This is a genomic window from Kitasatospora sp. NPDC004531, from assembly GCF_053602195.1.
The window spans coordinates 13,119-39,494 of record NZ_JBSGDD010000001.1 but is presented as its reverse complement, the minus strand read 5'-3'; the positions used below and the strand labels follow the sequence as shown (position 1 = coordinate 39,494).

The window sequence follows — 26,376 nt, the reverse complement described above, 5'->3', positions numbered from 1 at the left end:
GCAGGCCCCTGCGGCACCGGATCGCGAGGAGCCGATGGACACCGGACCCCCGGATTTGTCAACCTTGGGGCATGGGCGAGCGAAGCGATCATCCACACGGCCCCGGCGCGGCCGAGGACTCCGGCGCACAGGAGATCGAGGCCACCGTGGTCCTGGGCATCCGGATCACCGACTGGCCCGCCCTGCGGGCCGCCGCACAGGCGGCCGTCGAGGACCTCGACTTCGCCGGCATCGACCCCGAGCACCAGCGCCGCGACCTGCTGCGGGAAGTCTCCGAGGACCCCAACGCGGCCCTCGGCGCGCTGCTCCACCCCGACCGGCTGGTCGCCGCCATCCCCGGCATCGAAGCCCTCGGCGGCACCCTGGAGATCAGCGTCACCGACGACTTCGCCCCCGACTTCGCCGAGCTCTTCCCGCTCGACGACGAGAGTGACACCGGCGACTGGACCCTCACCCCGCGCACCGCCTGCCTGCTGCACACCCAGCTGATCGGCCTCTCCGACGCCGCCTACGAGGACCTCGACGAACACGGCGACGACCCCGTCACCGTCGCCGACGAAGCCGACTGGACCGTCTTCGGCCGCCTCCAGCAACGCACCTGGAACCTCCACCGCGGCTGGCGGCGCGCCTTCGCCCGCGCCTTCGACGACCTCGCCGACGACCTCGCACTCGGCGAATGGCCGCTGCCCCGCAGCCTCGCCGAGGACGTCGCGCTGCGGCTGGCCCTCACCGACGCCCGCGCGCTGCTCGGCTCCCAACCCGAGTCGGTGGCCGACATGATGGGCGACCTGCCCGCCGACCTGTACGACTACGACTGGGACGGCTGCACGGACGAACTCTTCGGCGTCTACGGGCCCGAGGAGACCGACGACGACCTGGACGCCGGGCAGCGGATCGACCAACTCCTCGCCGCCACCCACCCGGAGGGCTGGTTCCTCGGCTACCAGGACGCCGAGGAGCGCGACCCCGGGCGGGGCTACCGGCGCTGAACTGGCATGCTGGAGGGGTGAGCTCACCCTTCTCCACGACGCCCGACGCCGCCTCCCCCGAGACCGCCTCCGTCAGCCCCGCTGCCGCTGCCGCTGCCGCCGTGCCGGCGGTCGGCGGGGACGCCGAGGATCGGGACTCCCACGACCAGTACGTGCTGCCGCTGGTGGTCCGGCTGGAGCGGGCCGAACCGCCGGCCCGGACGGACGCGCTGGAGACCTCCGCGCGGGCCGTCCTCACCCTGCTCTCCGACCCGCGGGTGACCGCCGGCGACGGCGAGTGGGCGGAGCGCGTCAAGGCCTGGGAGGACGCCCGGATCCGCAAGGTGGTGCGGCGGGCCCGCGGCGGCGAGTGGCGCAAGGCGGGCGAACTGCCCGGCATCACCGTCACCGGCGACGGCGCCGAGGTGCGGGTGTTCCCGCCGATCCCGCTGGACGGCTGGCCCAAGGAACTCGCCAAGCTCCAGGTCTCCGGCACCGAACTCGACGACCCCGCCCCGCCCGGCCCCGCCCCCGAGGGCGTCCCCGTCCTGTGGCTCAACCCCGACCTGCGGATGAGCGCCGGCAAGACCATGGCCCAGACCGGCCACGCCGCGCAGCTCGCCTGGTGGGAACTGGACGACGCCCAGCGCAAGGAGTGGGCCGCCAACGGCTTCCCCCTCGCCGTCCGCACCGCCGACCCCGCCGACTGGCCCACCCTCACCAACGGCCGCTTCCCCGTCGTCCGCGACGCCGGCTTCACCGAAATCGCCCCCGGCAGCTGCACCGTCGCCGTCGAGGGCGGCACCCACTACTGCCCCACCCCGCGCCTCCGCCACCCCTGAGCGCCACCCGCCCGAACGGCCTCGCCCCAACCAGGAGGACACGATGAGAAGCCCCATACCAGGAAGGATGCGAGAGAACCGGTGAGTTCGGGAAGCGGGATCAAGTACGACGTGGCGCGTCTCCTCATCGCGGCCGATCTTGCGTTCTGTCGTCGCTTCCTGGAACGGGTTGTCGCGGACACCGGCAAGGCCGTCATCCCGATCTTTTGTCTGAACAACTACCTGTCGCTCATCATCCACGAGTCGTACCGGACCCTGAAGGTCACCGACCCCGAATTCGCGGCCGCTCTGGTCTACGAGCACGAGGAGACGATCCGGAGGGCGCGGCTCAGCGTCAAGTTCTTCGACGACTCCAAGACCTCCGGCCTTGACAGTGTCGGTGACGCTTTCGCACGCATCATCGACGAGGGACGGCAGGCGTTCCTGGGCAGAACCTGGTTCCCGCCCGCGCGCCGGTGGGAGACGGACCTGGGGGAGTACCGCTACCGAGGCAGGCTCGTGAGCACCACCCACACGGTGGGGTTCGTCATGGCTCTTCGCGTCGACGCGCTGAAAGACCTCCCCGCGCTGGGACAGGAGTTGTCGGCCGTGGCCCAGGCCCAGAGCGCGTATGTCAGCCGGGCGGCGGGGAACCTGTCGTGGTCCGGCCCCTCATTCATGAACAGCATCACCGACGACGCTTTCGAGGCCCGGGATCGCCAGTCCGAGCGACACTTCGCCCGGATCTTCGATGCCGGTCTGCCAGAGAAGATGAAGGCGTCCCTGACCGCCTTCCAGTGCTCCCTCAACGTCCTCGATGTCATGCTGCAGGACGACAGCCCGGCGTCCGCCGAGACCGTGTTCAAGCTGAGGTACGTCACGCTCTATCACGTGCTGTCCAGCCTGGAGAAGCTGAGGGACCAGTATCAGAAGGCGCTGGGGACGGAGTCGCGCTCGCTGCTCGCCGCCATGCTCGACCACCCGGTGAGCGTGGAGATCCGCAGTGGCGAGGCACGGCACTTCCGTAATACCTTGATCCACTACACGCCTGCGGAGCACCTCGTCTCGAAGCTTTCCATCAAGGCCCCTTACTACGGCCTGGTGGAAGCCTGCTTCCCGACACGTGACTTCCCCTCACTCCGGACCGCGGTGGCCGAGCACACGGGGCGGATGGCCGCGCTCATGGACCGGTGGTCGGGGGGCTGACCGGTCGAGACGTGCACATGCCGCGTGCTGCAGGGCCAACCGATGCCACCACCGTCCGATGCTGGTGTCGGCCGCGTACTACCGGCTCAGTTGCGACCGCGAGGGTGGAACACGCAGATTGATCACCGCCCGGTACATGCCCCACTAACGTGGCTGCGGATGTCTTCGCACGGGTGCACATGAGGGGGAAGCAGTTGAAGCGCTCAGGGGTGGCGGGTTCTCGTCAGCGGCAGGTGTGGGAGCAGGCCGTGAAGAAGGTGCGGACGACTCTGAGGAGCCTGTCGGAGGGCGACACCACCTCGCGCGACATGAAGGCTGTGATCGAGGGAGTACTGGCCCCCGAGTACAAGGGCCGAGTGCTGGTCGAGCTTCTGCAGAACGCCCACGACGCGCACCCGGCCAAACCGGGCGACGGACGGGTGGAGATCCTGCTCGACGAGACCGAGGGCGAGCACGGGGTCCTCTATGTGGCCAACGGCGGCCGTGAGCTGACGCCGAAGCGCTTCGACTCGCTGCGTCGGGTCGCGTCGTCGAGCAAGCGACCGGACGAGGGCATCGGACACAAGGGGGTTGGCTTCAAGAGTGTCCGTCAGTTGACCGATGCCCCCGAGCTGTACAGCGTCTCAGGCCCGGCCGCCAAGAACTTCGACGGCTACTGCTTCCGGTTCGCCCGGCCGTCGGACTTCGACCGGCTTGCCGTCGAGGTGGCCCCGCACGACCCTGGCGCGGCTGATCGACTGCGCGACAACCTGTCCGCGCTGACCCTCCCGGTGCCGGTGGACGAGATCCCTGAGCAGGTGCGGCAGTTCCGCCGTCGCGGGATCGTCACCGTCGTCCGGCTGCCCCTCAAGGACGCGGAGGCCCTTGCTTCGGCCGCCGGGCAGTTGAGCGAACTTCTGGACTACAGGGCGCCGTTCGAGCTCTTCCTCGACCGGCTGTCCACCATCGTGGTGACCCGTGCCGAGGCTGGCGCGACCCCGAAACGTGTTGTCTACGGGCGGCGGGTGACCACGTTGTACAAGAGCCGCGACCTCACGATCGAGGAGGTGGCGCTGCGCCGCGGGCGCCTGAAGTTGATCCTGGTTCGCAGCAGGGCATCTGAGGAGCGGGTCCTCCCCGCCATCGCGGCCAGCGGTGACATGGGCACGGCCTGGGAGCAGTGGCGCGGGTCCGCCGAGGTGGTGGTGGCCGTCCCAGTGGGTGAGCCGCTCGAGCGTGGCCGGCTCTACTCCTTTCTGCCGATGAGCGCCACGACCGAGTGCCCGGTCGACGGATACGTCAACGCGCCGTTCTTCTCCCACGTGAGCCGCCGCTCGCTGGCCGTCGAGATGCCGTGGAACCGGCTGCTGCTAGACGAGGTGGCCACGGCCTGTGCCCGGGCGGCCGTGCTGGTCGACGACGGGAGGGTGCAGCTGCCGGGCGAGGCCGTGATCGACCTGGTCTGCCGGAACGGCGCCGAACTGGAGCGGCTGCAGGAGGCGTTCCGGAAGCTGGACCGCAAGCTCAACGAGGTGGCCTTCATGCCGAGGGTGCACCCGGAGGGCACCCGTACCTCGTTCGACGACGGCTACCTCATCGAGCAGCCCGAGGGCGTCGAGGTCTTCACCCCGCAGGCGGTCGGCGCAACCGGTAGGGCGGCGGTCATCGACCCAGCCCTGCACCCGCTGCGCGCCGAACGGCTGCGGACGATGGGCCGTTTGCTCCGCCTGAGCCTGGACCCCGGGACCTCCCGACTGGCCAAGTGGGCAGAGGCCGTGGCCGAGGGGCTGGCCGCAGCCACCGGGCCGGGGGAAACCGACCACGAGCGCTGGGCCGATTTCTACCACGACCTGGCGGTCTCGTTCCCTGACGCCGCCGAGCTACATGGCAAGCGGATCGTCCTCGACTCGGGCGGCCGGCTCGTTCCCGCCGGTGACGAGCACGTCTTCTTCCCCGATACCGGCGACGTCCTGCTCCAGCCCGATTCGCTGCCCACCCGCGTGCGCGAGCACCTCTCCTTCGTCCATGACGCGATCCCGTGGACGGGAGGCCGGGGCAGGGCCCGAAGCCGACGCGTCGCCGGACGCCGGTGGCTCGAAGAGCAGCGACTCGTGCAGACGTACACCCCGGTTGCCCTGCTACCCGTCCTGACTGCAGTGATGCGGCAGGACGGGCAGGACGACGCGACCCGGAGGGAGTGCCTGAACCTGGCGTGTCGCCTGTGGACCGCACAGGGCCAGCGTGCCCCGCGCATCGAGGGCATGGTCGTCCCCACGCGGGGAGGTTGGGCGCCTGCGGGGCGCGCGATGTTCGGCCCTGGTTGGGCGGGAGCGGCCTCGGCAGTCGACGACACCCTTGTCCGCTTCCTGGACTCGACTCGCACCCTGGACAGCTCGCTCCTGCAGGCCCATGACGCCCTCCTGCGGCCGGCCGCCGAAGTGTGCGACGGCAGCGGCATCGATCCGGCCGTGTTCCAGCGCTTCCTGGAGCGCCAGGGTGTGAGTCACGGCCTGCGCCCGACCTCTCACGGCGTCCTGGGGGCGGTGAAGGGGAGCCAGCTCAACCACCCGTGGGCCTTCGACGCCTTCTGGTCGTCGATCTGCCCCACCTTCCAGGCACGTCTGGACTGGGCTGCGACGGCCCTGGGCTGGCGGCGCAGGAACACGGTCCGCTTCTCGACGGTCGCCTATCAGCCCCAGAAGCGTCGGCTGGCGAAGCTCCCTGGCCAGGATGCCTACGCCCGGTTCTCCGACGAGAGCCGTCGACTCTACGCGGAGCTGATCGTCCACGGCCTGGAGAAGTGGCCGGACAGCGCCCTGGAGGCCCGGTTCGTCGGAGGCACCGACCGCGCCGGGACCCTTTGGCCGACCCCGCTCGCCGCGTTCCTCTGCCATGCTCCGTGGATACCCCAGACCCTCGACCACCGGGGGCGGAGCACCTTCGTGCCGATCGCGACTGCGTGGTGGTGGAGCGGGAGCGAGCAGCCGCCCGCCTACCTCTCGGTCGTGCCCGCAGGGCTACGGCAGCTGGCGACCGGCAAGGCACTGGAGCGGCTCGACCTGCTGGGCGTGCGCAGCTGGTCCGACCCCCGCACTGCCCTTGACCGGCTCCGCTTTCTGCCCCAACTGCTGAGCGAGGCACCTCAGTTGTTCCGTGGGGTGCACGCCAATGCGATCCGCCGCGCCTATGAGCAGGCCTGGTCGGACCTGTTGCCGCCCCATCAGGGGCAGGACGGACCGCTCCAGCCTGCCGAGCTGGAAGCCCTCCTGGTCTCCCGGGCCGGCGTTCTGGAAATCCTCCCTGCCGTGCGCGACGACGAGGTGAGCGAGCCGGTCTACCTGCCGAGCCCGGGCAGCAGGCAGCAGCGCAGGCTGCTCGACCAGGTCCCCGTCCCTGTGCTGCCGTTGGACGACCGGGCTTTGGGCGGCCGGGTGCACGAGTACCTCGCGGACCACGACGGCTTCGAGGTGCGTTCATGCGGCGAGGCGGCGGTCCGGGTGGTCGCTGACCAGCTGCCTGCACCGCAGGCGCCGAGCATGCCCCTGCTGGAGTTCTCCGGACCGTGGCTGCGCGTCCTGGTGGCCGCGGTGGTGGAGTACGACGAGGATCGAGCCCTGCGTCCGGAGACGGTCACGGTCACCGGCCTTCTGCGGCGCCTGGACTCATGCTCGCTGGTCCTCGCCGCCGAGGCCGTCACCCATGTTGCCGGACACGTGCTGGCCGCCACCGACCGCTCGGTGCTCCACGACGACCCTGACCGCCCATGCCTGGTAGTCGCCCAGGCACCGCCACGGGCGGACTGGCCGATCCTTCAGACGGCCGCACCCGGCATCGCCGAGCTGGTTGGCGCTCCCTACCTGGCTCGGGAACTCGAACTCGCCCTGATGAGGTTGGAGCAGCGGAAGCAGGGGCGGGGAACTGCCGAGGTGACGGCGGCCGACCTGGCCGCCGCGCTCGATCTTTCGCTCCACCGGGTGGAGGCAGTGCTCTCCGATCGCGCCTCCACTCGCTCGGGCAGTGCTCGGCTTGTTCCTGTCGTCGCCTGCGAGGACCTCGGGTTGGCGGAACAGCTGCAACAGCTGCAGGAGACCTTCAACAGCCGTGCGGAGCTGCGGGACTGGCTGGCAGGGAAGCTCGGAGCCGACCGTGCCGAACTGCTGCTGTCGCTTCCCGAGGACGACTGGCAACGGTTGCTGCTGCGGATCGGCGTGCCGCTGGAGCGGGCCAACCGTGCGTGGGAAGCCCTCGGGCTGCCCACGATCGACAACTCCGCCCAGCACGCCCGCCAGTTCGAAGCCTGGATGCAGGGCAACCGCTCGCGGCTGGTCGACCGGGTGCGCGACGCGTTCACGAGCTTCCACCGAGCCGGGCGAGAGCTCGGGGAGTACGTGCGGCTGCGCGAACTGCCGGGACTCGCCCCCGACCCAGCGTGGCACCGGACGCTCTGGGAGCTCCCCGACCAGCTGATGGCCAGCCATGCGGACCGATGGCTGGTCGGGCACCTTCCTCTGGCGGGCACGGGCTCAGGGGTACTGCCGCCGGTGAGCGAAGTCCGGGGCGTGTGTGTGGGCTTCGTGCACGCCCGGCTGCCGGAACTGCGCAGCCTCATCGAGCGCTGGCTTGTCCGGCAAGGGGGTGCCATGGAGTCCTCCTGCCCCGGGGCGGCCCAGGTGGCCCGGGAGATGGAGGCAGAAGGGCTCCTCGACTTCGCGCCGCTGACCCGCATGGCGCTGATCGCCTGGCTGTGCTCACGTGGCTACTGGCCGGAGGGGATGCCAGCCACGACGAACCTCGGCGACCTCGGCCTGGAGGGCGACACGGCAGGCCGAAAGCCGTCCGAGCCGCGTGGCAAGAAGGGCACGGCACCGTCGGGCCGGGCCCACGTACCAACGCTGGAGTTCAACGGCGAGCAGCTGCCTGTAGGGAGCGACGACCTGCGCGAGCTTGCGCGCCGAGTGGTGGCCGATCTTAGCGAGGCGCAGCTGGCGACATCGGTCGACGTGGTGGCCCTTGAGTCGCCCGGCTCCTCTGCCGCCATTCCGCGCCAGCGTGGATCAGGCGGCGCGGGGAGCGGTACGGCCGGGGCGCGGGAGTCTGGTAGTGGCGAGAAGCTCGTCGCGGTCGGCCTCGCCGGAGAGGTGGCGGTCGGTGCCTGGCTGGAGCGGCACTTCGGGGTGCCGCCCGAGGAGTCGTGGAAGTCGGAGATGCGCCGCCACGTCCTTGCCGACGGACAGGGCGACGACAGCCTCGGCTACGACTTCCTGATCCGGGACGGCGAGCGCACGCTGCTCTTCGAGGTCAAGTCGTCCACCGGGGTGGACGGCGAGATCCAGCTCGGGGACACCGAGACCAGGGCCGCTCGGGCGAGCCAGCTGGAGCCCGACGTGGAGTACCGGATCGTCTACGTTTCGCACGTCAACGACCACGAGCGCCGGAGGATCACCCCGCTGCCCAACCCATTCAGTGATACCGGATTGACGGGCTATCAGATCGTCAGCACCGCGATGCGGTTGCGCTTCGCCTTGCCGCAGGAGGATTGACGGCTCTGCGCCGGTGTCAGGTTCGGAGGCGGGGCGGGTGCGGGCCACGGCGATCAGGAGCAGGTGCGGTGACCTGTCCGCCCCGCAGCGGGTCCCCCGCCCGCAGGCGGGGGACGTGGCGGCGCTGGGTGGCGCCGTGCTCGTCCGCGATCCGGAACGCGATGACGCCCAACTGCGGCTCGGCGGCGTACCGTTCGGCGACCCGGCGGAACACGTCGTCGGCGATCAGCAGCCCGTCGTCGTCCAGCTCGACCACCACGTCGATGTCGCCGGCGTCCAGCAGCGCCCGCAGGCCGACGTTGCGCGCGCCCGGGCAGCCGGGGTTGTCGGCGAGGGGGAGCTTGTGCAGGCCGGGACGTTCGATGCCGGTGAGCGGGCAGGCGCTGCCCACCAGCACCACCCGCTGCGCGGGGAGGTCCTGGCGGCCGACGGAGTCGAGCAGGGCGGCGAGTTCGCGCGGGCGGTCGCCCATGGTGACGATCACGACGCCGAGGCGTGGTGCGTTCATCGGCGCTGCGCCTCCGGAAGGGACGAGAAGTGTCGTCGAGGCTACTGCGCCGCCGCTCACTCGGAGGCGAACTCGCTTGCGTCGGTGAGTCGTTCGAGGAAGGTGCGGAAGTCCGGGGCGAGGGCGAGTTCGGTGCTGTCGGCGGCGTCGAGCCAGGTGACGGAGGGGGCGCCGTGCGGGCCGCGGGTGCGGTAGTCGAGGGCGATCCACCAGTGGCCGTCGCCGGTGAGGAGGACCACGGGGGAGGGGAGGTCCCATTCGGCGACCAGGTAGGGGGTGTCGAGGAGGGAGAGCGTGCCGGGGCGGCGGCCGATGCCGAAGAGTTCGTCGAAGGGGACGTGGTCGGCGCTCCAGGAGGTGGGGCGGGAGGTCGGGAAGGCCGTGAAGGCGTCCGCGACGGTGCCGCCGTTGTGCCGGCGCAGCAGGGCGAGGAGTTCGGCGGGCAGGGTGACGCCGGGCAGGTGCTGCGCCTCGGTGACGGCGGCCTCGGTGAGCGGGGGCTGGGCGGCGGGGCGGGAGGCGTTCCAGAGGGGTGGGGGGTTCGCGGGGGCAAGGGTGTCAGGCGGGGTAGGCGTGGGTCTGGGTGGCCTTGACGGCGGCCCAGACGCGGGTGCCGGGGGTGAGGTCGAGGGCGGTGGCGGCGGTGGGGGTGAGGTCGGCGGCGAGGGGGAGGGGGCCGGTGAGGTCGACGCGGAAGCGGTCGCCGTGCAGGTCGAGGCCGGCGACGGTGCAGGGGAAGAGGTTGCGGGCGCTGGTCTCGGGCCGGTGGCGGTGCAGGGTGACGGCGTCGGGCGGGAAGGCGACGAACGCGGGCCCGGTCAACTCCTCGTCGGTGGCGAGGACTTGGCCTTCGGGGAGGGTGACGCGGCGGCCGTCGGCGATGCCCTGGTACAGGTTGAGGCCGACCAGCCGGGCGATGTAGTCGGTGCGCGGCCGCCGGGCGACCTCGGCGGGCCGGCCGCTCTGGACGACCCGGCCGGACTCGATGACGACCAGCCGGTCGGCGAGCACCATCGCGTCCAGCGGGTCGTGCGTGACGAGGACCGCGACGGCCTCGAACTCGGCGAGATGCCGGCGCAGTTCGGCGCGGACGTCGAGCCGGGTGCGGGCGTCGAGCGCGGCCAGCGGCTCGTCGAGGAGCAGCAGGCGGGGGCGGACGGCGAGGGCGCGGGCGAGGGCGACGCGCTGGGCCTGGCCGCCGGAGAGCCGCGCGGGGCGGCGTCCGGCGTGCTCGGCGAGGCCCATCCGCTCCAGCCACGGCAGGGCCTCGGCGCGGGCGGCGGCGCGCCGAAGCCCTTGGCAGCGCAGGCCGAACGCGACGTTGTCGAGCGCGGACAGGTGCGGGAAGAGCAGGTAGTCCTGGAAGACCACGCCGATCGGGCGCTGCTCGGCGGGCACGAAGACGCCGTCGGCGGGGGAGTCCAACGGCACGCCGTCGAGGGCGAGGTGCCCGTCGGTGAGGGCGAGCAGCCCGGCGAGGGCGCGCAGCGCGGTGGACTTGCCGGCGCCGTTCGGCCCGAGCAGGGCGAGGACTTCGCCGGGCTGCGCGGAGAACGCGACGTCGAGGGTGAAGGTGTCACGGGCGACGCGCAGTCGGGCGTCCAGGGCGGCGGTCACGGGGCGGACATCCAGCGGTCGCGCAGTCCGGCGAGGACGGCGACGGAGACGGCGAGCAGGATCAGGCTGAGCGCGATCGCCGCCTCCGGGTCGGACTCCATGGCGAGGTACACGGCCAGCGGCATGGTCTGGGTGCGGCCGGGGAAGTTCCCGGCGAAGGTGATGGTCGCGCCGAACTCGCCGAGGGCGCGCGCCCAGGCGAGCACCGCGCCCGCCCCGATGCCGGGGGCGACCAGCGGCAGGGTGACGCGGCGGAACGCGGTGAGCCGGGACGCGCCGAGGGTGGCGGCGGCCTCCTCGTAGCGCGGGTCGGCGGCGCGCAGCGCGCCCTCCACGCTGATCACCAGGAACGGCATGGCGACGAACGCCTCGGCGACCACCACGCCGGCGGTGGTGAACGGCAGTGTGATGCCGGTCGCGGAGTCCAGCCAGCGGCCCACGATGCCGGCCCGGCCGAGCACCAGCAGCAGGGCGACGCCGCCGACCACCGGCGGCAGCACCAGCGGCAGGGTGACCAGGGCGCGCAGCAGGCGGCGGCCGGGGAACTCGGTGCGGGCCAGCAGCCAGGCCAGCGGGACGCCGAGCAGCAGCGAGACGCCGGTCGCGGCGGTCGCGGAGATCAGCGACAGCCGCAGTGCCTGCCAGACCTCGGGGCCGGTGAGCAGTTCGGGCAGCGCGCTCCACGGGGCGCGGATCAGCAGGCCGAGCAGCGGCAGCACCAGGAAGGCGAGGCCGAGCAGGGCGGGCAGCAGCAGGGCGGCGGGGACGCGGGGGGTCCCCCGGGGCCGCCGCCGGCCCCGGGGGTGTGGTGCGGTGGTGGTTCGGGGAGTGCTCACGGGACCTGGAAGCCGGCCTCGGTGAGCACGTTGCGGGCGTCCATGGAGTTCAGGTAGCCGAGGAACGCCGCGGCGCCGTTGGCGTTGGGTGCCTTGCCCAGGGCGACGACCGGGTAGTCGTTGACGGCCTGCGCGGCCTCCGGGAACTCCACGCCGTCGATCTTCGCAGCGTCCGCCTTCACATCGGTGCGGTACACGAGCGAGGCGTCCACCTCGCCGAGTTCGACCTTGGTGAGCGCGCCCTTGACGTCCTGCTCGTAGGTGGCCGGGGTGAGCTCGACGCCGGCGGTCTTCAGCGCGGCGGCGGCGGCCGCGCCGCACGGCACCTCCTTGGCGCACAGCGCGGTCTTCGCGCCGCCGAGGTCCTTCAGGCCGGCGATGTGCTTCGGATTGCCCTTGGCGACGGCGATCTCCAGCGTGTTGCGGACGAACACCCGCGGGTCCTCGCCGGTCAGCTTGGCGTCCGTGACGGTCTTCATGGTGGCCGGGCTGGCCGCGGCGAACACGTCCACGGGCGCGCCGGAGACGATGCTCTGGGCGAGCGCGGAGGAGCCGCCGAAGTTGAAGCTCACCTTGACGCCCGGGTAGGCGGCCTCGAAGCGCTTGCCGAGTTCGGTGAAGGACTCCTTGAGGGAGGCCGCCGCGAACACCGTCACCGTGCCGTCGACCTTGGGCGCGGTCACCGCCGTGTCGTTCGAGGAGCCGGTGGAGGTGCACGCGGACAGGCCCGCCGCGAGGGCGAGCACGGCGGTGGCGGCGAGGAGGCTTCTGGCGCTGCGCATGGATGGGTTCCCCTGGTCGTGGTGGGCGGTGACGGCGGGGTGTCGGGGGGCCGCCGGACCGATCATAGTGCGGCAGCTGCGGGGCCCAACAGATCCAGGCCCTCGCACCAGCGACCTTAAGTCCAACTTAAGGGCCGCATGTGCCATGGCTCAAGCGCGGCTTTCGGCCACCCGCGATATTCCTCGCCAGGCCGCACCGCCGCACGCGATACTGACGCGGTGTCAGCGAGCCCCCACTGTCGCGGGGCTCGCCCGCCGACGGAGGGGGAACTCCATGACCGCAGCCACCAGGCCGCCCGGCCCGGCCGGACTGCCGCTGATCGGCTCGCTGCTCGACCTGATGCGCGACCCGCTCGCCACCTACCTCGCCGCCCGCCGCGACCACGGCGACGTGGTGCGCATCCAGGCCGGCCCGCCCGGGCTGCGCGCCGAGATGTACCTGGTCACCTCGCCCGAGGGCGCCCAGCAGGTGCTGGCCACCGACGCGGCCAACTTCCGCAAGGACAACGTCTTCTACGGCGAGATCCGGGACAGCTTCGGCAACGGCCTGCTCACCTCCCAGGACGAGGACTACCTGCGCCAGCGCCGCATGGTCCAGCCGCTGTTCACCCGCCGCCGGGTCGACCAGTACGCGGACGCCATCGGCGTGGAGGCCGAGTCGCTGGCGCAGCGCTGGGCCGCCGCCCCCGGCCAGGTGGTGGACATCGCCGAGGAGATGAACCGGTTCGCGCTGCGCACCGTCTCCCGGATCCTGTTCGGCCAGGACGTCGAGGAGGCGGTGCAGACCGTCCACCACGCCTTCCCGATCCTCGGCGCGTTCGTCCGCAGCCGGGGCCTGTCGCCCGTCCGGTTCCCGCGCGAGTGGCCACTGCCCGGCCACCGCAAGGCACTTGAGGCCGAGCGCGCGCTGTACGCGGTGTGCGACGGGATCATCGCCCGGCGCGCCGCCGAGGACACCGCAGGGGAGCGGGACGGGGAGGACCTGCTCGGCCTGCTCGCCGGGGCCCGCGACGAGGACGGCAACCAGCTCGACGCGACCGAGCTGCGCGAACAGGTGCTGATCTTCCTGCTGGCCGGCCACGAGACCACCGCCACCTCGCTGACCTTCGCCCTGCACCTGCTCGGCAAGCACCCCGAACAGCAGCGCCTGGTCCACCAGGAGGTCTCCGAGCTGCTCGGCGACGGCCGCCGTCCCACCGCCGCCGACTACCAGCAACTGCCGTACCTGACGCGGGTGTTGAAGGAGGCGATGCGGCTGTTCCCGGCCGCGCCGTCGGTCGGCCGGCGGTCCGTGCGGGCCAGCGTGGTGGGCGGCGTCGAGATCCCCGCCGGGGCGGACGTGCTGATCGCGCCCTACGTCACGCACCGCCACCCCGACCACTGGGAGGACCCGGAGCGCTTCGACCCCGACCGGTTCCTGCCCGAGCGCGAGGCCGCCCGGCACCGCTACGCCTGGTACCCGTTCGGCGGCGGGCCGCGGGCCTGCATCGGCCAGCACTTCTCGATGCTGGAGTCGGTGCTCGCGCTGGCCGTGCTGCTGCGGGAGTTCGAGGTCACCGCCGTGGACACCGAGGTCACGCTCGGCCAGGGCATCACGCTGGAGGTCCGCGGCCCGGTCAGGATCCGGCTGACCCGCCGGTGAACGGCGCACCGCCCGCTCCCCGGATGCGGCGGGGGAGCGGGCGGTGCGGGCGGCTCGGGCCGCTCAGGCGGCGGGGTGGGTGACCTTCAGCTTCACCAGGCAGAGCGTGACCGGGTTGGGGCCGTCCTTGCGGACGAGGGCGCTGTCGCTCTCGGGGAAGGCGTCGCAGGCGTCGTCGGCGGTCGACGAGGAGCGGCCGACCACCTTGGCGTCCGCGTTCGGAGCGGCGCAGTCGACCACCACCAGGAAGGTGTGGGAGGAACTGCCGACCTGGCGCACGCAGTCGCCGGCCCTGACGTTGGCCGGGTCGGCGACCGAGCTGGTCGGGGTCGGGTAGGGGCTGACGTTGATCCGGGTCGGGGCCGGACCGCTGCCCGTGTCGCGCCACGAGTGGCCGCCGTTCCACACCAGCGCGGAGACCAGCACCACCGGCAGCAGCAGGCCGAGGATCTGCACCCGCTGCCACAGCGGCCGCCCGGGCGGGGCCGGCACACCCGGGGCGCCCGGCAGCGGAGCGGGCAGCCGGCGGATCGCCGACCAGGCCAGCAGGTTGCTCAGCATGGTGAACGGGTTGATCACCAGCGAGGCGATGCCCCACCAGCCCTGCCAGAGGCTGTTCGAGGTCATCCGGCGCACCGACGCCAGGCCGCAGTCCCGGCAGAACGGGCCGTGCAGCTTCAGGAAACGCATCATCACGATGAAGCCCTGGTGGCCGCGGACCGTGGCCTGCACGGCGGGGACCGAACCGCAGAAGCGGCAGAACGGCCCGCCGAAATGGTCCTGCGGGGTGGCGGGGGTCTCGGCGCCCGCCGGGGCAGCGAACGGGTCGGCCGGCGGGGGCGGGACGGAAGTGGGCACGGAAGTCCTCGAATTGGTGTTCCAACGGGGAAGCACGCGGAGGGTATCGGTTCCGGCCGACGGTCCGCACCCGGGATATCCGTCGGCGGCCCGCGGAGCATGCAACGGGCATACGCCGCAGGCCCATTCGAGCACACCCGGCCCACGGATCGTGGTGCTTTTCAGATCTTCTGGTGACCATCTCTCAGCTCTGGGTAGCGTCCAGCGTCCCCGGATCACAAGAGCCCTGGCAACCAGGAGCCCTCAACAACACCAGAGCGGGCGAGCGCCGCCGGGCACTCGCGGGAGGCACCCATGGGATCGACGGACCACTTCACCTTCGGCTGGCTCACCCCAGTCCTCTCCTACGCGATGGCCTGCGTGGGCGCCGCCCTCGGACTGCGCTGCACCCTGCGCGCGCTCACCGCCACCGGCGCCTCCCGCCGCAACTGGCTGCTCACCGCCGCCGCCGCGATCGGCTCCGGCATCTGGACCATGCACTTCGTCGCCATGTTCGGCTTCACCGTCAACGGCACCGAACTGCGCTACGACGTCCCGCTGACGGTGCTCAGCCTGCTGGTCGCCGTCGCCGTGGTCGGCCTCGGCGTGTTCGTCGTCGGCCACGGCCGGCACCGCGGCCGCAGCCTGCTGCTCGGCGGCCTCACCACCGGCCTCGGCGTCGCCGCCATGCACTACCTCGGCATGGCCGCCGTCCGCATCCACGGCGAACTGCGCTACCAGTTCGGCACCGTGGCACTGTCCGTACTGATCGCCGTCGCCGCCGCCACCGCCGCGCTCTGGGCCGCCATCACCATCCGCAACGTGTACGCCGCGGCCGCCGCCTCCCTGGTCATGGGCATCGCCGTCAGCTGCATGCACTACACCGGCATGGCCGCCGTGCACGTCCACATGGAACCCGCCCGCACCGGCCTCGGCGGCGCCACCCCCATGCAGTTCGTCTTCCCGCTGGCCGTCGGACTCGGCTCCTTCCTGTTCCTCACCGCCGCGTTCGTCTCGCTCTCCCCGACCGCGCAGGAGAACGCCGCCTACCGCGAAGCCGGCGAACTCGCCGTCGAAGAACTCCGCCGCGCCGCCTGACCACCCCGGCCGCCGACCCGCCCGCCCGCCGACCTCCCCCGCCGCCGCCCCGACGCGCCGCACCCCCGAAAGGCCCGCCCCGTCCATGCGCCCACCCCGAGGCACCTCCCGCAGCGGACCACCCGCCCCCAGCGCCCCGCGCGGCCCCGCCCGCGGCTGCCCCGGCACCCCCCGCCGCGGCGCCCACGCCGGACCGCCCGCCGACGAAACCCCGTACCTCACAACGCCGTTGACACCGACCGGCCTGCGCCCCCGGACCGTCCGCGCCCGTATCGTCGCCGTCCTGATCCTCCCCGTCGTCGCGCTGATGGCGCTCTGGTCGTTCGCCACCGTCAGCACCGCGGGCGACGTCTGGGAGCTGCTGCGGATCAAGAACATCGACGCCACGCTGCGCACACCCCTCGACCGCACCGTCACCGCCCTGCAGGCCGAACGCGCCGCCGCCGGACAACTCCTCGCCACCACCGGCCCCGACCCCGCCCGCGACGGCGAACTCCGTGCCGCCGCGGAGAACACCGACCGCGCCGCCGCCCCGCTCGCCCTCGCCCCCGGCTACAACCGCGCCGACGCCGAAGGACTCGGCGCCGAACCCGCCGACCGCCTCGACACCCTCACCCGCGCCCTCGCCAACCTCCCCGCGCTGCGCCGGCAGATCCTCGGCCACGGCGTCCGCTGGGACGACGCCTACCAGGCCTACAGCGCCGCCGTCGACAGCGCCCTCGCCGTCACCGGATCGCTCACCGCCCTGCAGGACCACCGGGTCGCCGCCGACGCCCGCGCGCTGCTCGAATTCGCCCGCTCCCGCGAACAACTCGCCCGCGAGGACGCCCTGTTGCGCGCCGCCACCCGGGCCGGGCGGCTCGACGACGGCCAGTACCGCACCGTCCTGCAGGCCGCCTACGCCCGCGCCCAGTTCGAACAGGCCGCCGGACCCGACCTGCGCCCCGCCGACCGCACCGCGCTGGCCGCCGTCACCGACGGCGCCGACCACCGCGAACTGCGCCGCCTGGAGGATGCCGCGGCCGCCGCCGGCGACCCGCGCGCCGCCCTCGCCGCCGTCCCCGCCGACCGCTGGAACACCGCTGCCGCCGGCGCCGCCCGCGACCTTGCCGCAGTCGAACAGCAGGCCGGCCGGAGCGCCGCCGAACGCTCCGACCCCTACGCCCTCGGCCTGCTCACCACCTCCGGCGCCACCGTCCTGCTCGGACTGCTCGCCGTCCTCGCCGCCCTGCTGATCTCCGTGCGGATCGGCCGCGCCCTGGTCGCCGAACTGCACCGGCTGCGCAACTCGGCACTCGAACTCGCCGGAAGCGAACTCCCCGCCACCATGCGGAGGTTGAGGTCCGGCGAAGAGGTCGACGTGGACACCGAGGCGCCGCTGCGCGAGCACGGCGGCGACGAGATCGGCCAGGTCCACCAGGCCCTCGACACCGTCCGCCGGGCCGCCGTCACCGCCGCCGTCGAACGCGCCGAAGTGCTCTCCGGCGTCTCCGGCGTCTTCGTCAACCTCGCCCGCCGCAGCCAGGTCCTGGTCCACCGCCAACTCACCCTGCTCGACGCCATGGAACGCCGCACCGAGGACCCCGCCGAACTCGACGACCTGTTCCGGCTCGACCACCTCACCACCCGGATGCGCCGCCACGCCGAAGGCCTGATCATCCTCTCCGGCGCCGCCCCCGGCCGCGCCTGGCGCAAACCCGTCCCGCTCACCGACGTGGTCCGCGCCGCCGTCGCCGAAGTCGAGGAGTACGCCCGCGTCGAGGTCCACCGCCTCCCGCACGCCGCCGTCACCGGCCCCGCCGTCGCCGACCTCACCCACCTGCTCGCCGAACTCGTCGAGAACGCCACCGGATTCTCGCCCCCGCACACCAAGGTCCACCTCCGCGGCGAACAGGTCGGCACCGGCTACGTCGTCGAGATCGAGGACCGCGGCCTCGGCATGGGCCCCGAAGCCCTCGCCGACGCCAACCGGCGGATCGCCGCGAGCGACCAGGTCGACCTCTTCGACAGCGACCGCCTCGGCCTGTTCGTGGTCAGCCGCCTCGCCAAGCGCCGCGGCGTCAAGGTCGCGCTCCGGCCCTCCGCCTACGGCGGCACCACCGCCGTCGTGCTGCTCCCGACCGACCTGCTCGACCCGCGCGCCGACGAACCCGGGCCGGCCGCCGCACCGCCCGCACAACCCTCTTGGCCCGCACGGCCGTTGAGGCCTCCCACGGTGCCCGCCCCCGCCGCCACCGCGCCGGCCGAACCGCCCGCCGCCGTGCTGCCGCCCCCGCCGACGCCGTCGCTCGCGCTGCCCGCCGACGCGGACGACCAACTCCCCCGCCGCGTACGGCTGGCCGGCCTCGCACCGCAACTGCGCGAAGCCCCCGAACCCGACCGGCCCGGGCTGCGCCGCGCCGCCCCCGACGAACGCGACCCCGAACAGGCCCGCACCGCGCTGGCCGCCTTCCAGCGCGGCTGGGCCCGCGGCAGCACCCCCGAGCCCCCCGCACCCCTCGACCGAGGAGACCGCCAGCGATGATCGGCACCACCCAGCACAGCGGCGAACTCAACTGGCTGCTCGACGAGTTGGTCACCCGCACCGACCGGATCGAATGCGCCGTGATGCTCTCCTCCGACGGCCTGTCGATGGGCAACTCGACCGGCCTCGCCCGCGAGGACACCGAGCACCTGGCCGCCGTCGCCTCCGGCTTCCACAGCCTCGCCAAGGGCGCCGGCCGGCACTTCGACGCGGGCCGGGTCCGCCAGACCATGGTCGAGCTGGAGCGCGGCTACCTGCTCGTCGCGGCCGCCGGCCAGTCCTCCTGCCTGGCCGTCTTCGCCGGACCCGAGGCCGACCTCGGCCTGGTCGCCTACGAGATGGCCCGCCTGGTCCGGCGCGTCGGCGAACACCTGCACGCCGCGCCGCGCGCCCTCCGGGAAGGGTGAACCCGTTGGCGCACCCGCTGTCACCCGACCGTCGCCTCCAGTGGTACGACGAGGACGCCGGCCCGATGGTCCGCCCCTACGCGCTCACCAAGGGCCGCACCCGCCCCACCCGGTCCTTCGACCTGATCGCGCTGGTCGTCACCGACGTCCCCGACCCGGCCGCGCTGCCCGTCGGCCCCGAACCGGCCGCCATCCTCCGCCTGTGCCGGGGCAACGCGCTGTCCGTCGCCGAGATCGCCGCCGACCTCGACCTGCCGCTCGGCGTGGTCCGGGTGCTGCTCGGCGACCTCCTCGACGCCGACCACATCCGGGTCAGCCGCCCCGTCCCGCCCGCGCTGCTCCCGCACGAGCACATCCTCCAGGAGGTCATCCATGGACTTCGCGCACTCTGACCCGGACCTCGCCCTGAAGATCCTGGTGGCCGGCGGCTTCGGCGTCGGCAAGACCACCCTGGTCGGCGCCGTCAGCGAGATCAGGCCGCTGCGCACCGAGGAGCAGCTGAGCGCCGCCGGCAGCCACGTCGACGACCTCGACGGCGTCGAACGCAAGACCACCACCACCGTCGCCATGGACTTCGGCCGGATCACCATCCGCGAGGGCCTGTCGGTCTACCTGTTCGGCACCCCCGGGCAGGACCGCTTCTGGTTCCTCTGGGACGAACTCGCCCAGGGCGCGCTCGGCGCCGTCGTCCTCGCCGACACCCGCCGCCTCACCGACTGCTTCCCCGCCGTCGACTTCTTCGAGCACCGCGGCATCCCGTTCGTGGTCGCCGTCAACCACTTCGAGGGCACCCGCGCCTTCCGCCCCGACGAAGTCTCCCGCGCGCTCGACCTCGACGGGGACACCCCCGTGGTGCTCTGCGACGCGCGACAGCGCAGCTCCGGGAAGACCGTGCTGATCAACCTCGTCGAGCACGCCGGCAAGGTGCACGCGGCCAGGGTCCTCGCGCGGGCCGGCCGGTGAGACCCGGGGCCCGACCCGATTCGCCAGGACCGGCGCGCCGGGAGAACCTGGACGAGGGGCACAACTGCGAACCCCAGGAGGGCAGCAGCATGACCACGGCCAAGGACATCATGCATCCCGGTGCCCATTGGATCACCAGGAACGAGACACTCCAGCGCGCCGCCCAGCTGATGAACACGCTGGACGTGGGCGCGCTGCCGGTCGGCGACGAGACCCACAACGAACGGCTCTGCGGCATCATCACCGACCGCGACATCGTCGTGAAGTGCATCGCACAGGGCCGCAACCCGGCCGACTGCACGGCGGCCGACATCATCGAGGGCACCCCGCGCTGGATCGACGCGGACGCGGACCTCGACGACGTCCTGCGCGAGATGGAGGGCCACCGCATCCGCCGGCTCCCGGTGATCGAGAACAAGCGGATGGTCGGCATGATCAGCGAAGCCGACCTGGCCCGCCACCTCCCGGAGGACAGGCTCGCCGAGTTCGCCGAACGCGTCTACGCGGCCAACCCGGTGTGACGCCCGCGCCCGGTGTGAGGCCCGCGCCGACGGGTCACTCGGCGACGGGGGCGCCGGCCACCCGGCGCTCCTGCCACGGCTTCGCGAACTCCTCGTAGAACGAGGCGAGTTCGAAGTACTTGCGGTCGTCCACGTAGTGCGGCTCGTACGCCTCGCGGGTGGTGAGGAAGACCACCTCGTCCGGCGAGCAGTAGTAGAGCGAGCCCAGGCACATCGGGCACGGGTGGGCCGGCACGTAGACGGTGGCGCCGGTCAGGTGCTCGGTGCCGAGCTTCGTGCAGGCCTCGCGGATGGCGAGGATCTCGGCGTGGGCCGTCGGATCGCCGCTCTGGGCAACCCTGTTGGGGCTCTCGGCGAGAATCTCGCCGTCCTTGACGGTGGGTCAGAACGGCTTGGTGGGAAGGTACTTGCCGTCCAGGGTGATGACCGCGCGCTCGCCGCCGTCCGGGTCGGCGACCTTCTTGACGTCGAGCTTGAAGTTGATCGCGGAGATGATGCCGTCGCCGAACTGCTCGTGGATCAGCGCCTTGAGGGTGGTGCCGTAGACCTGGAGCATCTCGTAGAAGCGGTACATGGTCGGGTCGGTGGGGATGCGGTTCGGCATCGAGCCGCGCACCGGGATGGTCCGGAGCAGCATCGCGTCGTCGTCGCTCAGGCCGAGCAGGGCGGCGACGTTCCGGGCGGCGTCCTCGGGCAGCGGGTGCTGGCCGAGCACGGCGGCGGTGGTGAACGCGACGGACAGGCCGGCGGCGTCGGCGAGCTGCTGCCAGGAGAGGTCCTTGCGGGTCTTGGCGTCGACGGCCTTGGCGGCCAGGGCCTCGCGGGCGGTCTGGGTGAACTGGGCCTGGATCATGGTGAGTTCTTCCTCGGGTGGTCAGGCCGCCGCGGCGGCGGCGTCGGTGGGGGAGGCGGTGAGGTCGTCGATGCGGCCGGTGGGGATGTCGTAGACCCAGCCGTGCAGCTCGACCTCGTGCGCCGCCAGGGCGCGGGCCACGCAGGGGTGGGTGGCGAGGTTGGCGAGCTGGGCGAGGACGTTCGCCCGGACCAGCGCCGGGACGTCGCCGTCGGCGGCCGTGCGGGCCACTGAGGCGTCCGCGTGCCGCAGCCAGGAGGCGACGGCGGGGGCGCCGGTCAGGTCGTGGCCCTCGGCGAGGGCCGTCATCGCGCCGCACGCGGAGTGGCCGCAGACGATGACGTCCCGCACCTTCAGGGTGCCGAGCGCGTACTCGATGCTGGCGGAGACGCCGTCGGCCTCCGGCGTGTAGGCCGGGACGAGGTTGCCCGCCGTGCGGACCACGAACAGGTCGCCCGGCTCGGTGCCGGTGATCAGCTCGGGCACGACGCGGGCGTCGGAACAGCCGATGAACAGCGTGTCCGGGGTGTGGTGGGTGGCCAGGTGGGCGAAGAGGTCCCGCTTGGCCGGGAAGACGTCGCGCTGGAAACGGGCGACGCCGTCGGTGATGCCCTGCATGGTGTGTCACTCCCTTCGAGCCTCGTGGGGTCGATGGGTCCACCCTGCATGACCTGCGTCCATAGTGTCCAAGAGGCACTCACCATGGTCTCCATTGGTGGCATCTATAGTCGGGCGCATGGCCTCCGTCGAACTGCGTCACCTGCGCTACCTGCTCGCCGTCGCCGAACAGGGCAACTTCACCCGCGCCGCCGAAGAGCTGCACATCTCGCAGCCCACGCTCTCCCAGCAGATCAGACAACTGGAGCGGACCCTCGGCGTCCAACTGCTCGACCGCACCGGCCGCACCGTCCGGCTCACCGACGCCGGCGCCGTCTACACCGACCACGCCCGCCGCGCCCTGCGCGACCTCGCCGCCGCCGAACGCGCCGTCCACGACGTCCACGACCTCACCCGGGGCCACCTGCGGCTCGGCGTCACCCCCACCTTCACCGCCTACCTGGTCGGCCCGCTGGTCGCCGAGCTGCGCGCCCGCCACCCCGGCGTCGGCCTCACCCTGACCGAGACCACCCAGGACCGCATCGAGGCCGCCCTGCTCGCCGACGAGCTCGACCTCGGCATCGCCTTCGCCGGAACCCACCTGCCGGGAGTGGCCGGCGACGCGCTGTTCACCGAGACGCTCAGCCTGGTGACCGGTGCCGAACGGGCCGGGGAACTGCCCGACCCGCTGCCGGTCGGCGCCCTGCGGGAAGCCCGACTCGCGCTGCTCACCGGCGACTTCGCGACCCGTGGCCACATCGACGGATACTTCGCGGAGCACCGGAGCGCGCCGCGGATCACAGTGGAGGCGAACTCCATCCAGGCGCTGACGGAGATCGTCCGGCGCACCGACCTGGCCACCGTGCTGCCCGACGCCGTCACCGACGACCATCCGCACCTGCGCCCCGTGCCGCTGGACCCGCCGCTGCCGACCAGGACGGTGACGCTGCTGCACCGCGAAGGGGCGTACCGCAGCGCGGCGAGCCGGGCGTTCGCGCGGCTGACCGGCGAACTGGTGCGGGCACGCGGGTACGCGCAGCCGGTCAGTTGACGCCCTGGACCCGGGGCGGCCGGCCGCCTCGCGACAGGTGCGCCGACTCGGCCAGCCAGAGCAGCAGTTGGGAGGCCAGCGGCCAGCAGGCGAGCGGCTGGGCGTCCACGGCCTCGGCGACGACGGTCAACTCCTCGGCGGAGGCGGAGAACAGCGGCGGCGGGGTCGCCGACAGGGTGCGCAGCTCCGCCCCGAGGACGCGGACCCGGTCGATCGGGACGTCCTCGGCCAGCTCCGAGGGAGGCCTGCCGTGCGCGAAGAGGAGCTCCGCGAGCGACTCGCGCCCGACGACGGGGAAGTGCTGCAGCGACTCGATGCCGAACGCGCCGAAGGACGCGCCGTCGGCGGACCGGGCGAACACCGCGGCGCGGGCCGCGGCGTCCAGGGCCTGCAAGGTCCGGTCGAGCAGCCCGGCCAGCGCGGGCCCCAGCTCGCTGTCGTCGTGGATCCAGCGCCGGAGCACCAGCAGCCCGCCCACCAGGCTCACTTCGGGCGAGCGGATCGCCCTGGTGACGGCCCGCAGGACGATCTCCGCCGCCCCGGTGGACTGCTCGGCCGCCCGCACCAGGGTGTCCGCGACGGCCCGGAAGTTCGGGCCGGTCGGGCCCGCCAGCACCTCGCAGGCGTGGTCGAGCAGCAGCCGGTGGTGCCGGGGGTGCGCCCGGGCCAGGTCGTCCTCGACCAGGGCGGCGGCCAGGTCGGTGCCCGGGCGCAGCGTCATCGCGACCCGGTCGTCGGTGTCCGCGGCGCGCAGCACCGTCAGCAGGCCGTCGCGCAGGTGCGGGCGCTGGGTGAAGATCCCGGCGGCGGCGAGCAGCCAGGTGTGGTGCCACCCGGGTTGGCCGGTGAGCTGCTGGAGGCGCGGCAGGATGTCCGCCTCCGGGCCGGAGATCAGCGCCTTGGCGGCCATGAACTCCTGGAGGCTGCGCACCTCGAACCCGACCAGGCCCGCCTCGGGGGCGACCAGCAGCACCAGCCGCTCGGTGGCCGCGTTGAACAGCTTCGGCGCCAAGTCGGTGGCCAGCGCCAGGTCGTCGGTCTCCTCGACCATCCGGGCGCGGGAGCGTTCGCGCAGCTCGCCCTCCGGCATCACGGAGTCCAGCGACTCGGCCTGTCCCGCCCGGGACTGCAGGGTCAGGCCGACGTACTGGTGCATCCAGTCGATGTGGCCCTTGTGCTCGGCCAGCAGCCGGCCGCTCTCACCGGGCTTGTCCACCTCCCGCGCGTAGATGGTCGAGTAGTAGGCCTCGAACAGCTCGAAGCGGTTCTGCGGCATCCTGGTCCGGCGCTCCACCAGCAGCGACATGATGGTCACCTGGAGCGGCGTGTTCATCAGGCGCGCCGTGTTCGGCTGCTGCGCGGCCTCGCCGAACCGGGCCACCACCGCCTCGCGCATCTCCGGGTCGTCGGCGTGCCGGGCGTCCGCGAGCCGCTGCGCGTAGTGCCGGGCGGCCTCCGCGTCGAGCGGCGTCAGCCGCAGCTGCTCGAAGTCGCCGACGTGGAACTCGCCCCGGTAGCCCTGCGGCCGACTGGTCGCCAGGATCAGCCGGTCGGCGTCCAACCGGCCCACGTGCAGCAGGAATTCCTCGATCGCCAGCACCACCTCCTCGCGCACCTCGGGCGAGGCGACCTCGTCCAGCCCGTCCAGCACCAGCAGCCACGGCCAGTACGCCAGCCACTGCTCCAGCAGCTCCGCGTCCAGGGCGCCGGTGAGCAGCGGGCCGATCCGCTGCGCCAGGTAGCGCAGGATGCTGCGGTCGCCGCCGGTGGCCAGGTGGTTGGCGAAGTCGTGCAGCGCGATCCGGATCGGCCAGCGGCGCACCCGCGGCACGGGGATGTCGGCGGCCCGCAGATCGTCGTGCAGCGACGCCAGCAGGGCCCGCGTGGTGCTCGGCAGGTGGGCCGCGTCGCCCGTGCCGAGCAGGGCCACCCGGTAGGCCTGGCAGACGAGTTGGCCGAGGGTGCTCTTGCCCTGGCCGGGTCCGCCGATCAGCGCCACGTCCAGCAGCCCGGCCTCCCCGGGGCGGGTGGACGGGCGCAGCACCCGGTCGCCGCGTTCGATGACGTGGCGCGCGCTGCGCACGACGGTCTGCTCGATGCGGGCCCGGCCCGGGGAGGCCGTTTCGGTGATCTCGTAGATCACGGCGTCCAGGTCGATGGCCACCGTGCCCAGGCTCAGCCGCTGGCGGTCGCCCTCGGCACCGGCCTGGCCGAGCCGGACCCACTGGTCGCGCAGCAGCTCGGCGGCGGTGTGCGCGTGGACCAGCCCGGCGGCCTTCCGGAGCTCCGGGCCGTCGAAGAACTCCTCGGTCCGGGCGGGCGGGTCGAGCGGCGCGAGGAACCCCGCGAACAGGCGGCGCAGTCCGGGACGGGCGTGCAGGGCCGCCCGGATGTCCTGCTGCCGCCGGATCCGCAGGCCCCGGAGTCCCGCCGCCGACAGGTCCGGGTCCGGACGGGCGGCGCGCGGGTCCCGGAACTGCTCCTTGGTGGGCGGCGGACTCGGCAGGTTGGTGTACACCACGACCCGGTGGGCGGGAACACCGCGGCTCGCGAGGTCCGCCGCGAACCCGGTCAGCCACTCGGCCGGGAGCCGGCTGCCCTGCCGGGCGTGCCGCGGAACGAAGCAGACGGCCACCTCGCGGCCGTCCGGGAGGGCCGGGCCGTCCGGATCGGCGTGGTCGAACACGTCGGCGCCGTCGGCGTCTTGGCCGCCGGCGTCGGGGCAGTTCGCGTCGGCGAGCGCGAGCAGCCGCGCCAGCTGCCCGAACGCCTGCTCGCCGAGGCGGTCCAGGTCGTACGCGGGGACGCGGTCGAGGAAGCCCGTGCCCGGCGGCCCGACCGCGGGGGCCGACGCCGGGGCCTCGCGGGCCAGCTCCGCCAGCTCGGCCCAGTACCGCCGGGTGCGCGGCGGGCGGCCCGCCGTCTGCGACCAGAGCCGGACCAGCGCCCACAGCGCGTCCGTGCTGTCGGAGGACGGCGCCTGCGCGTTCCGGGCCTCGGCCGGCACCCAGTCGCTGAGCCGCTGGTCCTGGAAGTCGGCGATGCCGTACGGGGGTTGGCGCAGCGCCCGCTGCACCTCGGCCTGCGAGAGCGCGCGCAGCCCGGCCTTCCGGCGGGCGGCGTCGGCCGCGGCCTTGAGGGCCAGCAGCTCACTGTGCAGGCGTCGGCGCGGATCCGTCGTGGCGATCGGTGGGCCCCCTGTCCGGACGCGGGAAACGGCTCCGCACCCGCCCGCTCCGCCCGCAGCGGGCGGTCGCGGGCAGTGCCGCCACCAGCAGCGTAGCGCCCAACTCGCCCGCCCCGCCCGGAGATCGGGGCATCGGGCGGGCGGCCGTCCGATGGTGGTCGCAGCGCCCCGGCACCGGGCCCGGGCGCAACGCATCGGGGGTGTACCCGTGGTGAGCGACAACGCACGACGGACGGCGAAGCGGCTGGCGAAGGCGGCCCTGTTCAGCGCGGTGCGGGCGGCCGCCGGGGCCGGCGGGGCCGCGCTGGCGGGCCTGGCGGTGTGGTGGGTGCAGCAGCGCTGAGGCTCCCGCATGGTGAGGGCCGGAGGGGCCCGGGGGCCGGACGCAATTCGCGTGCGGCCCCCGGCCCCGGCTCGCTAGCATGGCCGGCATGTTCCT

The 26,376-nt window shown here is 73.1% G+C and carries 20 protein-coding genes and 3 pseudogenes; 13 read left to right on the top strand and 10 right to left on the bottom strand.

Going from position 1 to position 26,376, the window contains the following annotated elements:
- The first annotated feature begins 71 nt into the window (after nucleotides 1-71).
- From ACWEMJ_RS00175 to ACWEMJ_RS00160, 4 genes are all read left to right on the top strand, one after another.
- Nucleotides 72-989, top strand: a complete 918-nt coding sequence (locus ACWEMJ_RS00175) for a hypothetical protein (RefSeq protein ID WP_452134631.1) — start codon at nucleotides 72-74, stop codon at nucleotides 987-989.
- A gap of 17 nt (nucleotides 990-1,006) precedes the next feature.
- Complete coding sequence (locus tag ACWEMJ_RS00170; RefSeq protein ID WP_452134630.1) at nucleotides 1,007-1,810, top strand: peptidyl-tRNA hydrolase; 804 nt, start codon at nucleotides 1,007-1,009, stop codon at nucleotides 1,808-1,810.
- 81 nt (nucleotides 1,811-1,891) lie between these two features.
- Nucleotides 1,892-2,995 (top strand): hypothetical protein, encoded by a 1,104-nt coding sequence (locus tag ACWEMJ_RS00165; RefSeq protein WP_452134629.1) that lies wholly within the window; start codon nucleotides 1,892-1,894, stop codon nucleotides 2,993-2,995.
- Nucleotides 2,996-3,243: 248 nt separating this feature from the next.
- Entirely contained in the window at nucleotides 3,244-8,514 is a 5,271-nt protein-coding gene (locus tag ACWEMJ_RS00160; RefSeq protein WP_452134628.1) for a sacsin N-terminal ATP-binding-like domain-containing protein, read from the top strand.
- A 64-nt stretch (nucleotides 8,515-8,578) separates the two neighbouring features.
- Here ACWEMJ_RS00160 and ACWEMJ_RS00155 read toward each other — a convergent pair.
- The 5 genes and pseudogenes from ACWEMJ_RS00155 to modA form a co-directional block, all read right to left on the bottom strand.
- Nucleotides 8,579-9,022, bottom strand: a pseudogene (locus ACWEMJ_RS00155) (glycosyltransferase family 2 protein); the annotation flags it as partial.
- A 56-nt stretch (nucleotides 9,023-9,078) separates the two neighbouring features.
- A pseudogene (locus ACWEMJ_RS00150) lies at nucleotides 9,079-9,507 on the bottom strand (SMI1/KNR4 family protein); the annotation flags it as partial.
- Nucleotides 9,508-9,580: 73 nt separating this feature from the next.
- Nucleotides 9,581-10,654 (bottom strand): ABC transporter ATP-binding protein, encoded by a 1,074-nt coding sequence (locus ACWEMJ_RS00145; protein ID WP_452134841.1) that lies wholly within the window; start codon nucleotides 10,652-10,654, stop codon nucleotides 9,581-9,583.
- Nucleotides 10,636-11,475 (bottom strand): ABC transporter permease, encoded by an 840-nt coding sequence (locus tag ACWEMJ_RS00140; RefSeq protein ID WP_452134627.1) that lies wholly within the window; start codon nucleotides 11,473-11,475, stop codon nucleotides 10,636-10,638. The genes ACWEMJ_RS00145 and ACWEMJ_RS00140 overlap by 19 nt, the downstream gene beginning before the upstream one ends.
- Nucleotides 11,472-12,257 (bottom strand): molybdate ABC transporter substrate-binding protein, encoded by a 786-nt coding sequence (gene modA / locus ACWEMJ_RS00135; RefSeq protein ID WP_452134626.1) that lies wholly within the window; start codon nucleotides 12,255-12,257, stop codon nucleotides 11,472-11,474. The genes ACWEMJ_RS00140 and modA overlap by 4 nt, the downstream gene beginning before the upstream one ends.
- A 274-nt stretch (nucleotides 12,258-12,531) precedes the next feature.
- Here modA and ACWEMJ_RS00130 point away from each other — a divergent pair, with 274 nt between their 5' ends.
- Nucleotides 12,532-13,899, top strand: a complete 1,368-nt coding sequence (locus ACWEMJ_RS00130) for a cytochrome P450 (protein ID WP_452134625.1) — start codon at nucleotides 12,532-12,534, stop codon at nucleotides 13,897-13,899.
- Nucleotides 13,900-13,962: 63 nt separating this feature from the next.
- On the opposite strand, the gene ACWEMJ_RS00125 is transcribed toward ACWEMJ_RS00130, so the two are convergent.
- Nucleotides 13,963-14,757 carry an LppU/SCO3897 family protein gene (locus ACWEMJ_RS00125; protein WP_452134624.1) on the bottom strand — a complete coding sequence of 265 codons (795 nt, stop codon included), beginning with the start codon at nucleotides 14,755-14,757 and terminating at the stop codon, nucleotides 13,963-13,965.
- A 294-nt stretch (nucleotides 14,758-15,051) separates the two neighbouring features.
- On the opposite strand from ACWEMJ_RS00125, the gene ACWEMJ_RS00120 reads away from it, so the two are divergent.
- From ACWEMJ_RS00120 to ACWEMJ_RS00095, 6 genes are all read left to right on the top strand, one after another.
- On the top strand, nucleotides 15,052-15,834 hold the full coding sequence (locus tag ACWEMJ_RS00120; protein WP_452134623.1) for an MHYT domain-containing protein: 783 nt from the start codon (nucleotides 15,052-15,054) through the stop codon (nucleotides 15,832-15,834).
- Between the two features lie 85 nt (nucleotides 15,835-15,919).
- Nucleotides 15,920-18,358, top strand: coding sequence for a sensor histidine kinase (locus ACWEMJ_RS00115; RefSeq protein ID WP_452134622.1), 2,439 nt, complete (start codon nucleotides 15,920-15,922; stop codon nucleotides 18,356-18,358).
- Nucleotides 18,355-18,765 carry a roadblock/LC7 domain-containing protein gene (locus tag ACWEMJ_RS00110; protein WP_452134621.1) on the top strand — a complete coding sequence of 137 codons (411 nt, stop codon included), beginning with the start codon at nucleotides 18,355-18,357 and terminating at the stop codon, nucleotides 18,763-18,765. Before ACWEMJ_RS00115 ends, ACWEMJ_RS00110 begins: the two co-directional genes overlap by 4 nt.
- 65 nt (nucleotides 18,766-18,830) lie before the next feature.
- A complete protein-coding gene (locus tag ACWEMJ_RS00105; protein WP_452134840.1) occupies nucleotides 18,831-19,157 on the top strand; it encodes a DUF742 domain-containing protein in 327 nt (108 codons plus the stop codon).
- Entirely contained in the window at nucleotides 19,138-19,728 is a 591-nt protein-coding gene (locus ACWEMJ_RS00100) for a GTP-binding protein (RefSeq protein WP_452134620.1), read from the top strand. Before ACWEMJ_RS00105 ends, ACWEMJ_RS00100 begins: the two co-directional genes overlap by 20 nt.
- Before the next feature lie 89 nt (nucleotides 19,729-19,817).
- Complete coding sequence (locus tag ACWEMJ_RS00095) at nucleotides 19,818-20,249, top strand: CBS domain-containing protein (RefSeq protein WP_452134619.1); 432 nt, start codon at nucleotides 19,818-19,820, stop codon at nucleotides 20,247-20,249.
- A 58-nt stretch (nucleotides 20,250-20,307) separates the two neighbouring features.
- On the opposite strand, the pseudogene ACWEMJ_RS00090 reads toward ACWEMJ_RS00095, so the two are convergent.
- The 3 genes and pseudogenes from ACWEMJ_RS00090 to ACWEMJ_RS00080 all read right to left on the bottom strand — a co-directional run.
- Nucleotides 20,308-20,625, bottom strand: a pseudogene (locus ACWEMJ_RS00090) (nucleoside deaminase); the annotation flags it as partial.
- A 6-nt stretch (nucleotides 20,626-20,631) separates the two neighbouring features.
- Complete coding sequence (gene cynS / locus ACWEMJ_RS00085) at nucleotides 20,632-21,102, bottom strand: cyanase (protein WP_452134618.1); 471 nt, start codon at nucleotides 21,100-21,102, stop codon at nucleotides 20,632-20,634.
- Between the two features lie 21 nt (nucleotides 21,103-21,123).
- Nucleotides 21,124-21,720 (bottom strand): carbonic anhydrase, encoded by a 597-nt coding sequence (locus ACWEMJ_RS00080; protein ID WP_452134617.1) that lies wholly within the window; start codon nucleotides 21,718-21,720, stop codon nucleotides 21,124-21,126.
- A 118-nt stretch (nucleotides 21,721-21,838) separates the two neighbouring features.
- On the opposite strand from ACWEMJ_RS00080, the gene cynR reads away from it, so the two are divergent.
- Nucleotides 21,839-22,750 (top strand): transcriptional regulator CynR, encoded by a 912-nt coding sequence (cynR, locus tag ACWEMJ_RS00075; protein ID WP_452134616.1) that lies wholly within the window; start codon nucleotides 21,839-21,841, stop codon nucleotides 22,748-22,750.
- On the opposite strand, the gene ACWEMJ_RS00070 is transcribed toward cynR, so the two are convergent.
- Complete coding sequence (locus tag ACWEMJ_RS00070) at nucleotides 22,743-25,826, bottom strand: NACHT domain-containing protein (protein ID WP_452134615.1); 3,084 nt, start codon at nucleotides 25,824-25,826, stop codon at nucleotides 22,743-22,745. The genes cynR and ACWEMJ_RS00070 overlap by 8 nt on opposite strands.
- A gap of 322 nt (nucleotides 25,827-26,148) precedes the next feature.
- Here ACWEMJ_RS00070 and ACWEMJ_RS00065 point away from each other — a divergent pair, with 322 nt between their 5' ends.
- On the top strand, nucleotides 26,149-26,280 hold the full coding sequence (locus ACWEMJ_RS00065) for a hypothetical protein (protein ID WP_452134614.1): 132 nt from the start codon (nucleotides 26,149-26,151) through the stop codon (nucleotides 26,278-26,280).
- Nucleotides 26,281-26,376 lie beyond the last annotated feature (96 nt).

What these genes read in the sequence shown, in the direction of transcription:
- ACWEMJ_RS00175 (WP_452134631.1), top strand. Translation starts at nt 72, where the DNA reads ATGGGCGAGCGAAGCGATCATCCACACGGCCCCGGCGCGGCCGAGGAC.
- modA (WP_452134626.1), bottom strand. Translation starts at nt 12,257, where the DNA reads ATGCGCAGCGCCAGAAGCCTCCTCGCCGCCACCGCCGTGCTCGCCCTC.
- ACWEMJ_RS00130 (WP_452134625.1), top strand. Translation starts at nt 12,532, where the DNA reads ATGACCGCAGCCACCAGGCCGCCCGGCCCGGCCGGACTGCCGCTGATC.
- ACWEMJ_RS00120 (WP_452134623.1), top strand. Translation starts at nt 15,052, where the DNA reads ATGGGATCGACGGACCACTTCACCTTCGGCTGGCTCACCCCAGTCCTC.
- ACWEMJ_RS00115 (WP_452134622.1), top strand. Translation starts at nt 15,920, where the DNA reads ATGCGCCCACCCCGAGGCACCTCCCGCAGCGGACCACCCGCCCCCAGC.
- ACWEMJ_RS00110 (WP_452134621.1), top strand. Translation starts at nt 18,355, where the DNA reads ATGATCGGCACCACCCAGCACAGCGGCGAACTCAACTGGCTGCTCGAC.
- ACWEMJ_RS00105 (WP_452134840.1), top strand. Translation starts at nt 18,831, where the DNA reads ATGGTCCGCCCCTACGCGCTCACCAAGGGCCGCACCCGCCCCACCCGG.
- ACWEMJ_RS00100 (WP_452134620.1), top strand. Translation starts at nt 19,138, where the DNA reads ATGGACTTCGCGCACTCTGACCCGGACCTCGCCCTGAAGATCCTGGTG.
- ACWEMJ_RS00095 (WP_452134619.1), top strand. Translation starts at nt 19,818, where the DNA reads ATGACCACGGCCAAGGACATCATGCATCCCGGTGCCCATTGGATCACC.
- cynS (WP_452134618.1), bottom strand. Translation starts at nt 21,102, where the DNA reads ATGATCCAGGCCCAGTTCACCCAGACCGCCCGCGAGGCCCTGGCCGCC.
- ACWEMJ_RS00080 (WP_452134617.1), bottom strand. Translation starts at nt 21,720, where the DNA reads ATGCAGGGCATCACCGACGGCGTCGCCCGTTTCCAGCGCGACGTCTTC.
- cynR (WP_452134616.1), top strand. Translation starts at nt 21,839, where the DNA reads ATGGCCTCCGTCGAACTGCGTCACCTGCGCTACCTGCTCGCCGTCGCC.